Source organism: Hyphomicrobium denitrificans ATCC 51888, from assembly GCF_000143145.1.
Lineage (GTDB): Bacteria > Pseudomonadota > Alphaproteobacteria > Rhizobiales > Hyphomicrobiaceae > Hyphomicrobium_B > Hyphomicrobium_B denitrificans.
Window position 1 is genome coordinate 3,384,314 of record NC_014313.1, and the last position, 13,967, is coordinate 3,398,280.

At 61.6% G+C, this 13,967-nt stretch carries 15 protein-coding genes; 8 read left to right on the top strand and 7 right to left on the bottom strand.

The window, feature by feature from the left end; all coding sequences use genetic code 11:
* Positions 1–106: 106 nt before the first annotated feature.
* Positions 107–1,003 (bottom strand): acyl-CoA thioesterase II, encoded by an 897-nt coding sequence (gene tesB, locus HDEN_RS16360; RefSeq protein WP_013217260.1) that lies wholly within the window; start codon positions 1,001–1,003, stop codon positions 107–109.
* Positions 1,004–1,117: 114 nt separating this feature from the next.
* On the opposite strand from tesB, the gene HDEN_RS16365 reads away from it, so the two are divergent.
* Positions 1,118–2,362 (top strand): FAD-dependent monooxygenase, encoded by a 1,245-nt coding sequence (locus HDEN_RS16365; protein WP_013217261.1) that lies wholly within the window; start codon positions 1,118–1,120, stop codon positions 2,360–2,362.
* A 1-nt stretch (position 2,363) separates the two neighbouring features.
* Here the strand turns inward: HDEN_RS16365 and rimM are convergent, their stop codons facing one another.
* From rimM to HDEN_RS16390, 5 genes are all read right to left on the bottom strand, one after another.
* Complete coding sequence (gene rimM / locus HDEN_RS16370; RefSeq protein ID WP_013217262.1) at positions 2,364–2,921, bottom strand: ribosome maturation factor RimM; 558 nt, start codon at positions 2,919–2,921, stop codon at positions 2,364–2,366.
* Between the two features lie 26 nt (positions 2,922–2,947).
* The gene (locus HDEN_RS16375; RefSeq protein WP_013217263.1) at positions 2,948–3,307 is read right to left on the bottom strand and encodes a hypothetical protein; all 360 of its coding nucleotides are present in this window, start codon (positions 3,305–3,307) and stop codon (positions 2,948–2,950) included.
* A 133-nt stretch (positions 3,308–3,440) separates the two neighbouring features.
* Entirely contained in the window at positions 3,441–3,809 is a 369-nt protein-coding gene (gene rpsP / locus HDEN_RS16380) for a 30S ribosomal protein S16 (protein ID WP_013217264.1), read from the bottom strand.
* A gap of 41 nt (positions 3,810–3,850) precedes the next feature.
* A complete protein-coding gene (gene ffh, locus HDEN_RS16385) occupies positions 3,851–5,431 on the bottom strand; it encodes a signal recognition particle protein (protein ID WP_013217265.1) in 1,581 nt (526 codons plus the stop codon).
* A gap of 358 nt (positions 5,432–5,789) precedes the next feature.
* The gene (locus tag HDEN_RS16390; RefSeq protein ID WP_013217266.1) at positions 5,790–6,350 is read right to left on the bottom strand and encodes an acyloxyacyl hydrolase; all 561 of its coding nucleotides are present in this window, start codon (positions 6,348–6,350) and stop codon (positions 5,790–5,792) included.
* A gap of 510 nt (positions 6,351–6,860) precedes the next feature.
* On the opposite strand from HDEN_RS16390, the gene dapF reads away from it, so the two are divergent.
* The 6 genes from dapF (at position 6,861) to HDEN_RS16420 (ending at position 12,228) form a co-directional block, all read left to right on the top strand.
* Positions 6,861–7,730, top strand: a complete 870-nt coding sequence (gene dapF, locus HDEN_RS16395) for a diaminopimelate epimerase (protein ID WP_013217267.1) — start codon at positions 6,861–6,863, stop codon at positions 7,728–7,730.
* A 56-nt stretch (positions 7,731–7,786) separates the two neighbouring features.
* Positions 7,787–9,046, top strand: coding sequence for a tRNA (N(6)-L-threonylcarbamoyladenosine(37)-C(2))-methylthiotransferase MtaB (mtaB, locus tag HDEN_RS16400; RefSeq protein ID WP_013217268.1), 1,260 nt, complete (start codon positions 7,787–7,789; stop codon positions 9,044–9,046).
* Positions 9,043–10,215: a signal recognition particle-docking protein FtsY gene (gene ftsY / locus HDEN_RS16405; RefSeq protein WP_013217269.1), complete on the top strand. Its 1,173-nt coding sequence runs from the start codon at positions 9,043–9,045 to the stop codon at positions 10,213–10,215. The genes mtaB and ftsY overlap by 4 nt, the downstream gene beginning before the upstream one ends.
* A gap of 21 nt (positions 10,216–10,236) precedes the next feature.
* Positions 10,237–10,899: an inner membrane-spanning protein YciB gene (locus HDEN_RS16410; protein ID WP_013217270.1), complete on the top strand. Its 663-nt coding sequence runs from the start codon at positions 10,237–10,239 to the stop codon at positions 10,897–10,899.
* Between the two features lie 9 nt (positions 10,900–10,908).
* A complete protein-coding gene (locus HDEN_RS16415; protein ID WP_013217271.1) occupies positions 10,909–11,511 on the top strand; it encodes a septation protein A in 603 nt (200 codons plus the stop codon).
* Positions 11,512–11,835: 324 nt separating this feature from the next.
* A complete protein-coding gene (locus HDEN_RS16420) occupies positions 11,836–12,228 on the top strand; it encodes a MarR family winged helix-turn-helix transcriptional regulator (RefSeq protein ID WP_245256670.1) in 393 nt (130 codons plus the stop codon).
* 57 nt (positions 12,229–12,285) lie between these two features.
* Here HDEN_RS16420 and HDEN_RS16425 read toward each other — a convergent pair whose 3' ends face one another.
* Positions 12,286–13,314 carry an aspartate-semialdehyde dehydrogenase gene (locus HDEN_RS16425; protein ID WP_013217273.1) on the bottom strand — a complete coding sequence of 343 codons (1,029 nt, stop codon included), beginning with the start codon at positions 13,312–13,314 and terminating at the stop codon, positions 12,286–12,288.
* Positions 13,315–13,500: 186 nt separating this feature from the next.
* Here HDEN_RS16425 and HDEN_RS16430 point away from each other — a divergent pair, with 186 nt between their 5' ends.
* Positions 13,501–13,959: a hypothetical protein gene (locus tag HDEN_RS16430; RefSeq protein ID WP_013217274.1), complete on the top strand. Its 459-nt coding sequence runs from the start codon at positions 13,501–13,503 to the stop codon at positions 13,957–13,959.
* Positions 13,960–13,967: the final 8 nt, after the last annotated feature.

Below are 13,967 nucleotides of genomic sequence, written 5' to 3' on the forward strand. Positions count from 1 at the left end.
CTCAATGCATTGATATTACGAGATAAAACTTATCTTCGCGGGCGCGGAAGGTGGTCCTGGCGCGCTCAATAAGCACAGAAATTATGCACTGAATGCCGTTTGCCTGTTATTTAATCTGAAAGGCAGTCTCGCGCGGCCGCATCAGGCCTTCCTGGACCGTCGACGCCACCAGATGGCCCTGACGATCGAAGATGGAGCCGCGGCAGTAGCCGCGTGCACCGGAGGCGCTGGGGCTGTCCTGGACGTAAAGCAGCCAGTCGTCGGCCCGGAACGGGCGATGGAACCACATCGCGTGGTCGAGGCTCGCAAGCTGGATATCGCTGTCGAACAGAACCTTGCCGTGGGCGATCAGGGCCGTGTCGAGGAGGGTGAAGTCCGAGGCGTAGGTGAGGATCGCCTGGTGCAGGTGGGGGCTGTCGGGGAGCGTGCCGTTGGCGCGCAGCCAGATGGATTGCGCGGGTGTTTGCGGCTTCCGGCTCGCATAGCGGGAAGCGTCGACGATGCGCACGTCGATCGGATGCTCGCGATTCCAATACTTGCGCATGTTTTCCGGCAGGTGGTCCAATACGCCGCGCATCAATTCCTGGGCGCTCGGAAGCTTATCCGGCGGCGGCACGTCGGGCATCGTCGACTGATGGTCGTAGCCTTCTTCGGCCTTATGGAAGGAGGCACTCATCGAGAAGATGGCGCGGCCATGCTGGACGGCGCGCACGCGGCGGGTTGTGAAGCTACCGCCGTCGCGGATGCGCTCGACGTCGTAGATGATTTCGCGTTCCGGATCGCCGGCGAGAAGAAAATAGCCGTGCAGCGAATGAATTGGTCGTGACGGATCGACGGTTAACGCCGCCGACGCGAGCGATTGTCCGAGCACGAGCCCGCCGTAGACCCGTTGCCAACCTTCGCTGGAGCGCGGGCCGCGGAAGAGGTTGTCCTCTAGCGGCTCCGGCGTCAGCGTCGCGATCAGGCTGTCGAGAGCCGTTGGAGCAGCGGACTTGGCTGTCATGGAGCGATTTTCCGGAACGTTTGCTAAGATGCAGGCGGCGGCAGACAAGCGGGCCTCGGCTGGCCTAAGGTCTCACGCTTAGCCTGAAAAGCAAGTTGGGGTAATTGCGGCGCGATGGACGGCCGGACAACAGAACAGAAATTCGATATCGCGGTGGCGGGCGGCAGCTTTGCTGGGCTCGCTCTCGTTCGCGGACTGGTGCAGGCGCTGGGTTCTGATTTGCGGATTGCGATCATCGACCGGGCGGCGAAACCCGGCGTTGCGCCTAATGACGGCCGCGCGTTTGCGATCTGGGCTGGCGCGAAGGCGGTCCTTACCAACCTCGGCGTCTGGGATGCGATCGCGCCGGACGCGCAGCCGATGACGTCGATCGAGATTTCGGATTCAGCCTTGGCGGACGGCATCCGGCCGACGCGCCTCACATACGATGCGCTGACGGACGATGGCGCGCCGGCGGCCTACATGGTGCCTGCCGCGGCGCTGGCTTCTGCTCTGTTTGCATCCATCGAGGGCGAGCGGTCCGTGACGTGGATCGCGCCGGCGGAGGCCGAAAGCCTGAGCCTCGGCAAGCACTCGGCGGATATTGCGTTGCGCGACGGGTCGCATATCGGCGCGTCTCTTGTCGTCGCGGCCGACGGCCGGACATCGAAACTTCGCGACGCGGCCGGGATCACGACGCTCCGGCGCGGCTATGATCAGACCGGCATCGTCGCGACGGTCAAGTTCAGTGAGCCGCACAACGGCGTTGCGATCCAACACTTCCTTCCGGGCGGGCCTTTCGCAATTCTGCCGCTCAAAGACAATCGTGCGTGCATCACTTGGAGCGCCGCACGCGAAGAAGCGGCGCGCGTCACGGCGCTCGACGATGAAGGGTTCCTTGCCGAACTCGATCTCAGGATCGGCGGCCGGTTCGGATCGATCGCTCTCGATGGACCACGGCAGTCGTGGCCGCTCGATATCGTCGTTCCGCGCGAGTTGATCGCGCCGCGTTTCGCGCTCATCGGAGATGCCGCGCATGGCGTTCATCCGGTTGCCGGTCAGGGAGTCAATCTCGCGTTTCGTGATGCGGCGGCGCTGATCGAGGTGATTGCGGATGCGGCGCGGCTGGGTCTCGATATCGGCTCAGGTCCGCATCTCGAGATCTATCAGCGCTGGCGGCGGTTCGACTCGCTGATGTCGGCGTCGCTCTACGATGGCATCAATCGCATCTTCTCCGTCGATGGCATTGTGCTGCGTGCGGGCCGTGGCGCGGCGCTCGGTGCGCTCGATCACGTCGGTAGCATCAAGAAGCTCATTCTTGCGGAAGCCGCCGGGCTGACAGGCGAGCTTCCGAAGCTCGCGCGCGGCGAGGCGGTTTGATTTAGGTTTGCTCCGGTTCGTCCGTTTCGGCGTCTTCGGTTTCGTCGCCGGTCGATGGTGGCCGTCTGATGACGACAGTGCGCGCCGATAGATCGACCTTCGGCACCCATTGGTCCTCGAATGGAATGAACTCGCTCGCGCCTTCGGGCGGCTGCAATTCGAGAAGATCGCCGGCGCCGAAATTCTGAACGGATACGATTTTGCCGATTGGCGTATTGTCTTCTGCGACGGCGTTGAGGCCGATCAGATCGGAATGATAAAATTCCGAAGCGCTGGTCTCGGGAAGTTTCTCGCGTGCAATGAAAAGCTTCGTGCCGCGCAGAGCTTCAGCCGTGGTGCGGTCCGAAATTCCCGCAATACGCGCGACGACGCCTTTGTCGGTCACGCGGACGATCTTGAGCGAGAAGGTTTTCGTGCCTGTTGCATCGGTCAGCGGACCGTAGCTCGCAATGGCGTCGGGTGTCGCCGTGTAGGTGCGCACCAGGATGTCGCCGCGGATGCCGTGCACGCCCGAGATTTCGCCGAGCAAAATGCGTTTTGAATGTTCGTCTTTTGTCATCGGCCTCTGATGCCGTGCCCAAGGCGTTACGGCAAGGGGCCGATGTACGTTATCTTCACGGCGACGGTCTTGCGGCCGACAAGAAGTTTGGTCAGCTGGATTCGGGCCATCGGGTCGATCTCGCCGGTGACCGAAACACTGCTCTGCATATCGACCGTCGTCCCGCGACGAGGCTTTACGCGCGGCGGCGTCTCGTAAATGGCGTCGAGGAAGCCTTTGCGGACCGCGTGCTTCGCGTACAGCCGCAGCCGCCCTTTATAGATGCGACCGCGCGCGTCGGCTCCGAACAGACGGCCGGATCGGCAAACAAGAAGCGCATGGCCTGCCGAAGCGACAGGTTTTCGGTGCCGGCATAAAGCAATCTCATAGAGTCCGTCCGCGTGCATGGCTTTTACGGATTTGTATCATTTCAAGTTCGACGCCAGCGCACCTCCAAGACTCGGGCCAGTGAGATCGGCAACACAAAGCCTTCCGGTCGGATGACCGGAAGGCTTTGAAAACTGCGTTGATGTTAATGGTTTAAGCGGCGTCGCCCTGCGCGCCTTCAGCGGCTTTCGCCTTTTCGGCGGCAGCGGCTGCGCGTTCCTGGGCCTTCTTCTTCGGCTTGGCTTTTTCCGGGTTGTTCGATGCGGTGCGCTTCGCGAGGCCCTTCACGTCGAGCAGGCGGAGCACGCGGTCGGTCGGCTGGGCGCCGACGCCGAGCCAATGCTTCACGCGCTCGTCGTTCAGCTTAATGCGGTTGGGATCGTCCTTCTTCAGCATCGGATCGAACGTGCCGATCTGCTCGATGTAGCGGCCGTCACGCGGGCTGACGCTGTGGGCGACGACGACGTAATAGTAGGGACGCTTCTTGGCGCCACCGCGCGAGAGGCGAATTTTGACCGACATGCTTTCGTTCTCCTATGTGTTCGAAAAAGTGTGTTCGCAGATCAACGTTTCTTTCCGGGGAGCCCCGGGAATTTCGGCATTCCACCACCCAAGCCCGGAAGACCTTTCGGAAGGCCGCCGCCAAAGCCCGGCAGCCCGCGCGCGAGGCCGGGCAAGGAACCGCCGGGCGCTGCCGGCGTGCCTTTGGCGATCTGTTCTTTGAGATCGGCCGGCAGTTGTTCGAGGGCTTTGGGATCGAGCTTTGCGAGCTCGGCTTGCATGGATTGAAGGTCGGCTTCGGACGGCCCGCCGCCCGTACGGCCAAGGAATTTGTTCAGCATGCCGCCGTTGCGGCCCATGGTCTTCATCATGTCCGCCATCTGGCGGTGCATCTTGATGAGCTTGTTGATGTCTTCCGGCTTGGTTCCGGAACCGGCCGCGATCCGGCGCTTTCTCTTGGCGTCGAGAATCTTCGGATTGCGGCGTTCCTTCGGCGTCATCGACGAGATGATGGCGCGCTGATGCACGAGGCTTTTATCGAGGCCGGCTTCGTTGATCTGGCCTTTGATCTTGGCGACGCCGGGCAACATGCCGAGTACGCCGCCCATGCCGCCGAGCTTCTGCATCTGCTTCAATTGCTCGGAAAGATCTTCGAGGTCGAACGACCCCTTCTTCATCTTTTCCGCGATCTTCGTCGCTTTTTCGACGTCGATCGTTTGAGCGGCCTTCTCGACGAGCGAGACGACGTCGCCCATGCCGAGGATGCGCGATGCGATGCGGCCAGGATGGAAGTCTTCGAGCGCGTCCCACTTTTCGCCGACGCCGATGAGCTTGATCGGCTTGCCGGTGACGGCGCGCATCGAAAGGGCGGCGCCGCCACGGCCGTCGCCGTCGGCGCGCGTCAAGACGATGCCGGTGACGCCGATGCGGCCGTCGAAGGCCTTCGCGGTATTGACGGCGTCCTGGCCGGTCAGAGAGTCGGCGACGAGCAGCGTTTCATGCGGATGGATCGCGGCTTTGACGTCGCGGACTTCGTCCATCAGCTCTTCGTCGACGGTGACGCGGCCGGCGGTGTCGTAGATGATGACGTCGAAGCCGCCGAGCTTGGCGGCGTCCTCGGCGCGGCGCGCGATCTGCAGCGGCGTCTGACCGGCGACGATCGGAAGCGTCGCGACGCTCGTCTGCTCGCCCAGAACGCGGAGCTGTTCCTGGGCTGCCGGGCGGCGCGTATCGAGCGACGCCATCAAAACTTTTTTGCGATCGCGGTTGGTCAGGCGGTAGGCGATCTTGGCGGTGGTCGTCGTTTTGCCGGAGCCCTGCAGGCCGACCATCAGAATTCCGACCGGAGGTGCCGCGTGCAGGTCGATCGGCTGCGCGTCGGAGCCGAGCATCGCGACCAGTTCGTCGTTGACGATCTTGACGACCATCTGGCCGGGCGTGACGGAGCGCAGGACTTCGGCGCCGACAGCCTTCGCCTTCACCTTCTCGGTGAAGTCCTTGACGACATCGAGCGCGACGTCGGCCTCGAGCAGGGCGCGGCGAACCTCGCGCATCGCCTCGACGACGTCGCTTTCGGTCAGCGCGCCGCGACGGGTGAGCTTATCGAGGACGCCTGAAAGGCGGTCTGAGAGACTTTGAAACATTCAGCCGTGCGAACCCGCGTTTCTAATCCGTTTCGGACGTCATCCCCGCGGAGGCGGGGATCCGCCCAAGCTTTCGACCTGGATGGATCCCGGCCTTCGCCGGGATGACGATGGATGTGGGAACGCTTGTGCGTTGCCCAAAACACAAACGCACCCGGAGGCGCAACGCGCTGCCGGATGTTAACCCCCCTGCCTCCCGGACCTTTTCGCTGGGAAATGGCCATGTGCAGGGCGGCGGCTCTGAGGTCAGGGCCGTCGGAATTGGGCGTGTATGAGGGAAAGGGGTCGGCAAGTCAACTAAGCCTGCCGATTTCAGGGCAGCCCGCCGGGCCACGCGACATGCTGCGGCAACCGGTCGCTAGAAGCGGTAGCCGTACCGGACGCCGATGCGGTCGAGGCCCTCATTATACTTCTGCGTGTAGGCGTTCGAGGTGTGCTCGAAATAGACCGAGAGGTCGTTGTGGGCGTCGATGTGGTAGCCGACTTCCAACGGGATATGGAACAGGACGCGCGAGCCGAGCCATTTCATGTCGGGGTCCGATCCCGCGCCACCGGTTTCGCCGTCATGGATCGCCGCTCCGAGACCAACCCCGAAGAAGATGCCGGACGGCAGGTCGCCCTGCCAGCGGGCGTCGATGTAGGCGTGGCTGGTGTCGCCGCGGGTGTTGATCGTGCCGCCGACGACGGGGCGGATGGCGCCCCAGGGCAGCGCCCAGGCGGCCGCGAATTGGGCTTCGATGTTGATGTCGGCGGCGTTGTGCTCGACTTGAAAGCCGCTCCAAAGGTCCGGCACGTCGTGCGCCAAGACACCGATTTTCAAGGCGTATAGCAGATCGTCAGCGAGCGCAGCATTTCCCGCGCCAACGGCCAGGATCGCTGAAAAACCGCATACCGTGGCAGCACGGATCAAAGCATTCATGAGCCAACAAGTCCCCCAAGGGCGGCTCAATGCTCTGCTCCGTTTCATGACGCCCGGCAAGCAGGCGGCTGCGAAATTTACGATGCGCTGCGCCGGGGTCACAGAGGACGGGTTTTAGTCTGCTTTATGGGCAAGACGCTCAAGAGCCTGCCTTCGGCGTTCCTTTTTCAGGAAGTGGCCCCAGGCGCGGGCCAGTCTGAACACCCGTCGTTCATAGGCGCGCTCCTCCGGCGTCAGGCATATGCAGCCGTAGCAGTAGCAGGGGCGGGCTCTCGCGAAAGCGATGCGGAACAGGAGGCGGTTCGGGCGTTGGCGGGGGCGTGTGCGTCGGACTGTGGTATGCGTCATGCTGCTAAACGGCGGGATTGGTTTGCGTGCCGAGGTTAATGCCCCTCGGCGGGTTCTTGTTCCGTCCGAGAGAATATCTCCACGGCGCGCGATCTGTTGAATAAGTGTCCCTGACCCGCTGCCGAATTGTCAATTCGAACGCTTCTCGCCATATAAGGCCCCATGAACGCCGCCTCTTCCCTCCCTTTCGTCAAAATGAACGGCCTCGGCAACGAGATCGTCGTCGTCGATCTGCGGGAGAGCGCGAAGGTCTTTACGGCGGATGAGGCTGCGGCGATCGCGGCCGATGGGAAATCGCATTTCGACCAGATGATGGTGCTGCATCCGGCCAAGACGCCCGGAACGGAGTCGCTGGTTCGCATCTATAATACTGACGGTTCGGAAGCCGGCGCCTGCGGCAACGGCATGCGCTGCGTCGGCTGGATTCTCGCGAACGACATCGGCCGAAAGCAATTCAAGGTCGAGACGCGGGCGGGCGTGCTCGATACCGTCGTCAGGGACCAGACATCCATCACGGTCGATATGGGCGAGCCGAGGTTCGGCTGGCAGGATATTCCGCTGGCGGAAGAATTTCGCGACACGCGCGCCATCGAATTGCAGATCGGTCCGATCGACAGGCCGGTCCTGCATTCGCCGTCCGTCGTCAATGTCGGCAATCCGCATGCGATCTTCTGGGTCGATGATGTCGAAGCCTACGACCTCGGGCGTCTCGGTCCGATGCTGGAATGCCATCCGGTTTTTCCGGAGCGCGCGAACATTTCGCTGGCGCAGGTGACGTCGCCGCGCTCGCTTCGGCTCAAGACGTGGGAACGCGGCGCCGGTCTGACGCGGGCGTGCGGATCGGCAGCCTGTGCGGCAGCGGTGTCGGCAGCGCGCAAGCGTCTGACTGAGCGAACTGTCGATGTGACGCTTCCCGGCGGCGTTCTCAATGTCGCCTGGGCGGACAACAATCGTATTTTGATGACGGGCCCCGTCGAATTCGAATACGAGGGCGTCATCGATCTCTCGAAACTCACTCACGCGCCGGCCTGACGAGCACTCACGCTCGGTTGTGCCAGCGCATTTGCGGAATGTGCGATCCACGCCTGATGTCTGAACCCGAAGTCATAACGCTCGGCTGCCGGCTCAATGCCTACGAATCCGAGGTGATGCGGCGGCATGCGCAGGACGCCGGGCTCGACGACGCAATCATCGTCAACACCTGCGCCGTCACGGGCGAGGCTGTGCGCCAAGCATCACAAACGATCCGCCGTCTTCGTCGCGACAAGCCCAATGCGCGCATTATCGTGACCGGGTGTGCGGCGCAGACCGAAGCACAGCGCTTCGCCGACATGCCGGAAGTCGACCACGTTGTCGGAAACGGCGAGAAGATGCTCGCGGAAACGTTCGCCGGGCTTTCGATCGCCTCGAGCGCACGCGTGCAGGTCAACGACATCATGGCGGTGCGCGAGCAGGCGTCGCATATGATCGAGGGCTTCGGTTCGCGCACGCGGGCTTACGTCGCAATACAAAACGGCTGCGATCATCGCTGCACGTTCTGCATCATTCCCTTTGGCCGGGGTCCGTCGCGTTCGGTTCCGGCGGGAGAGGTCGTCACGCAGGTCCGCCGTCTCGTTGCGAACGGCTATGCTGAAATCGTGCTCACAGGTGTTGACATTACGTCCTACGGACGCGACCTGCCCGGTGTCGCGACGCTCGGCAAACTCGTGCGGCAAGTTCTGAAGCATGTGCCCGATCTGGCTCGTCTCAGGCTGTCGTCGATCGATCAGGTCGAAGCGGACGAAGATCTGATGATCGCGCTGGGTGAAGAAGAGCGGCTGATGCCGCATTTGCATCTGTCGATGCAGGCCGGAGACGACATGACGCTCAAGCGCATGAAACGGCGGCACAGCCGCGCCGACGCCATCATGTTTTGTGAGCGGGCACGGACGCTGCGTCCCGATGTTGTTTTCGGCGCCGATTTAATTGCGGGATTTCCAACTGAAACCGATGCAATGTTCGAGAACTCTCTGAAAATCGTCGACGAGTGCGGGCTCACCTATCTGCACGTATTTCCGTTCTCGCCGCGGCGCGGAACGCCGGCGGCGCGCATGCCGCAGGTTCCGGGGAACATCGTCAAGGAACGCGCCGCCGAGTTGCGAGCGAGAGGGCAGGCTGTGCTCACATCCTATCTTGCTGCGCAACAAGGCCGGACTGTCGATGTTCTTCTGGAAAGCGACGGCATGGGACGAACGCCCCAGTTCGCGGAAGTCGATATGCGCAGCAGTGGTGCGAAGGCAGGCGAGATCGTTCATGCCGTCATTACCGGCGCCAGTTCCACACGTTTGATCGGCGAGGTTCGCGCGTGAGTGAGCAACGCGAAAAAGGCAAGGGTTTCTTCGCGCGGCTTCTCGGTGGTTCGCAACCCCAGCCTCAGCCTCAGCCTCAGCCGCAACAGGCTGAGAAGCCGGTCGAAGAGACGGAAGCGAACGCGCCGCCTGCACCTCAATCCGCTCCGGAGCCTGAAGTCGCTGACGTGCCAGTGCCGGTCGCTGCACCGGTCGAAGCATCCGTTGCGGCGCCTGTGCCCGTGCCGGTGCCCGCAGCCGAGGCGGAGCCTCAGCCGCGCGGCTGGTTTCAAAAGCTGAAATCGGGGCTTGGCAAAACGTCCGCCAAGCTCACATCCGGCATCACGGATCTCTTTTCCAAGCGCAAGCTCGATGCGGCGACGCTCGATGATCTCGAGGATCTTCTCATTCAGGCGGATCTCGGTATCGCAACGACGGGCCGCATCACGGACGCCATCGGTAAGGGCCGCTTCGAGAAAGGCATCTCGGCGGACGAGGTTCGCGCCATTCTCAGCAGCGAAGTCGAACGCGTCCTGAAACCGGTCGCCAAGCCGCTCGAGGTCGACGCCGCGCGCAAGCCGCACGTCATCATGATGGTTGGCGTCAACGGCACCGGCAAGACGACGACGATCGGCAAGCTCGCGCAGAAGCTCAAGGCGGAAGGCAAGTCGGTTGTGCTCGCGGCCGGCGACACGTTTCGCGCTGCGGCAATCGATCAGCTGAAGGTTTGGGGCGAGCGGACGGGGTGTCCCGTTGTCGCGCGCCAGGTCGGCGAAGACGCATCGGGCCTGGCGTTCGATGCGTTGAAGCAAGCACAAGGCACTGGCGCCGATGTGCTTTTGCTCGATACAGCGGGCCGCCTGCAGAACAAACAAGCCTTGATGGAAGAACTTGAAAAAGTCATACGCGTTTTAAAAAAGCTCGATTCGACTGCTCCACACGATGTCATCCTCGTGCTGGACGCAACGACCGGGCAAAATGCATTGCAGCAAGTTGAAGTTTTTCGCGACCGCGCAGGCGTCACAGGGTTGGTTATGACGAAGCTCGACGGCACCGCGCGCGGAGGCATTCTGGTGGCGATCGCCGACAAATTCGGTTTACCCGTACATGCGATCGGCGTTGGGGAAGGGGCCGACGATTTGCAGCCGTTCGAGGCTGCGGAATTCGCACGCGCCATCGCCGGGACATAAAATCAGGAATTGAGGTCAGGAATGACGCAAGACGCGAACGTGGGGAACGAGGTCCGGACGCGCCCGGGCAAGCGCCTCTTTCCGTTCAACGCGGAGCAGACGATCAATCTGCTGAGCGAGTTCGGCCCGCTCGTCACGATGTTCGTCGTCAATGCCATCTACGGCATCAACGTCGGCACGTGGGCGCTGATCATCACGACCGGCATGGCGATCGTCGCGATGCTGTACATGTTCCACCGGCCGCCGATTTTTCCGTTGATCGCGTCGACGGTCACGGTCGTTTTCGGAGCGCTGACGATCATCACCGGCGACCCGATGTGGGTGCAGATCAAGGTGACGATCTTCAATGCTCTGTTCGCGCTGTTTCTTGTCGGCGGGCTTTGGGTCAAGCACAACTTCTTCAAGTACGTGTTCGACAAGACGTTCCATTACACCGACGAGGGCTGGAACAAGTTCACGTGGAGCTTCGCGATCTTCTTTTTGCTGACGGCGGTCGCGAACGAGTATGTGCGTCGCGTGTACCACGACGAGGAATTCTATCGCATTTTCGGCTACTCGATGAGCGGCGTGAACGTGTGGATCCTGTTCAAGGTGGCGATCGTGCTGCCGGTGTCAGGCATCTACGCTTGGGTTGTCACGCGCCTCATGCAAAAGTACCGCCTGCCGGATCCGGTTCACGACTGAAGGATTGCCATGTCGGACGAGAATAAGGTCGTTGCAGCGGAGAACGCGCAGTTTTTCGACCGCAAACAGCTTATCAAACTTGTCGTCGAATTCGGGCCGCTGCTGGTCTTCTTCGTCGGCAATAGCCGATACGGCATCTACACCGGCACCGGCGCGTTTATGGTCGCGACGGTGATTTCGCTGATCGCGTCGCGGACGTTGCTCGGGCGTATCGCCGTCATGCCGCTGATCACGAGCGTCTTCGTTCTCGTCTTCGGCGGTCTGACGCTGTGGCTGCAGGACGACCATTTCATCAAGATCAAGCCGACGATGGTCAACGGCCTGTTCGCGGCGATCCTGTTCGTAGGTCTTGCGACTGGGCGGCTGTTTCTGAAGATCGTGTTCGGCGAAGTGATGCGGCTCACCGATCAGGGATGGCGTATCCTGACGTTTCGCTGGGCGTTTTTCTTCGTGTTTCTCGCCGGGCTCAACGAGGTGATGTGGCGGTTCTTTTCGACCGACACCTGGGTCGCGTTCAAAGTCTTCGGCATTATGCCGATCACTTTCATATTCGCTCTCTGCCAGATCGGCATATTGAAGAAGTACGAAGACACAACCTCTGAGAGTACTTAATCGGATCAAGCAATCCTGCAGTATTTTTGGAACGATCATCAGTATACGTCAGTTGAAGCACTGCTTTACGATTTGTTTCCCAGTTGAAAATTATTTTTGCTGGACGCGATGCTCTTGCTCGTGGTTTAGGGCGGCTACTTAAACTTCTCAAACACAACGCACGCGGCCTCGAAACTTGTGTCCATCTTATGCGGCGCAACGAGGCTTGCCGTTTTCCAAAACGGGCGAGCGTCAGGATGCGGAATGGCACGGGAACCTGCACACAACCGACTTGAACGGTCTCCTCTTCATCTTCTTCACAGGGCCGGCCAGAGCGCGGCCGAGATGTTTCAGATCGAACTCGGGACCGATGGTCTGACGCCGCGGCAGTACGCTGTTCTGCTCACGGTCGCGCAGAATGAGGGATTGAATCAGACGCAGCTCGTCGAGCTGACGGGCATCGATCGTTCGACGCTGGCGGACATCATCCGGCGCATGCTGAAGAAGGGCATGCTGCAACGACGGCGGACGCGCAATGACGCCCGGGCCTATTCCGTCAAGATCACGGAACAGGGTACGCGCATTCTCAAAGCGCATGATCCGCTGGCGCGTCGTGTCGACGAGCGCATTCTGGCGAGTCTCGCCGTCGCGCAGCGCGAGCGCTTCTTGCAGGATCTGAATGCGATCGTTCAGACGCTGGCCCGGCTCAAGGCCAAGGAAGCAGCCACCAAGCAATAAAAAAGGCTGGCGGTTCCGCCAGCCTGTTTACGTCGCCGTATTTGACCTGCGGGCGGCTCAAGCTGCCTGACGCACCAGCCGCTGATGGATAAGCGTTTCGGCGATCTGCACCGCGTTGAGTGCGGCGCCCTTCAGCAGGTTGTCGGACACGATCCACATCGTCAGGCCGTTCTCGACGGTCGCGTCTTCGCGGATGCGGGAGACGAACGTCGAGAACTCGCCGGCAGCCTCGACGGGCGTGACGTAGCCGCCCGGCTCGCGCTTATCGACGACCATGATACCGGGCGCGGCGCGCAGAATTTCGCGCGCTTCATCGGGGCTGATCGGCTTTTCGAACTCGATGTTGACGGCTTCCGAGTGACCGACGAACACCGGCACGCGAACGCATGTGGCGGTCAGGCGAATCTTCGGGTCGAGAATCTTCTTCGTCTCGGCCAGCATCTTCCATTCCTCTTTCGTGTAGCCGTCTTCCATGAAGACGTCGATCTGAGGAATGCAATTGAAGGCGATCTGCTTCGGAAATTTCTTCGGCTCGACTTCCTGGCCCGGAACGTACTTGCCCTTGGTCTGGTGCCAGAGTTCGTCCATCGCGTCTTTGCCGGCGCCCGACACGGATTGATACGTCGAGACGATGACACGCGTGATGCCGGCCACATCGTGCAGCGGCTTCAGCGCGACGACGAGCTGGGCTGTCGAGCAGTTCGGATTGGCGATGATGTTCTTCTTCGTAAAGCCGCGCACGGCGTCGCCATTGACCTCGGGGACGATGAGCGGCACGTCCTGGTCGTAGCGCCAGCACGACGAGTTATCGATGACGATGGTGCCCTGCGCGCCGATGCGCGGCGACCAGTCCTTCGACACCGACGAGCCAGCCGACATCAGGCAGAAGTCGACGCCCTTGAAGTCGAACGTTTCAAGGTCGCGGCATTTGAGGACGGAGTCGCCGAACGAGACTTCGGTGCCGATCGAGCGGCGCGATGCCAGCGGGTAAAGCTCGCTGACCGGGAATTTCCGTTCCGCGAGCACGTTCAGCATTTCGCGGCCCACATTGCCGGTGGCGCCAACGACGGCGACCTTGTAGCCCATCATCCATGTCCTTGAGTTTGCCGGTGCGCGCGATTGGCTCGGCCAGCGCGGCAGATGGTTTATACGGAAAGTCACATACGCGGGAGGGCCACGAGTTTCAAGTTTGTTCGCAATTTTGGACCTTAATGGCATGCTTGGGTCACAATCTGCCGGTCCTTTACGGACACTCAGTTGCAGGACGGCGTCATGCGTCTCAGATACCCAGCTTCGCTTGCCGGTTTTAGCATAGCCGCGGCCCTGTTTGCCGCAGGACCGCTTGCAGCTGTTCCGTCGCAGCCCGTTTGGCTCGATGGCGAAGAAATCCTCAACCGGTTCGGCGATCAGACGATCGATGGCCGCTATGCGAGCGGGAAGGCGTTTACGGAGCGATACGCCGCCGACGGCCGGGTCACCTACAGGGAGCCAGGGATGTCGCTTGCGGGGCGCTGGTCGGTGACCGAGGGGACTTTGTGCACGATTTACGATGGCGATGCGTCGGGCGGGTGCTATCGCGTCGCACGCGTCGACAGCAATTGCTACGAATTCTATTTCGTATCGCGAACCGAGGCAGCAGCGCCCGGTCCGGCTGATGGCAAGCCGGCCTGGACGGCGCGTGGTGCGCTGCAAGGCCAAGCCAGCTCGTGCCACGATCAGCCGAGCGTGTGATAGACTCT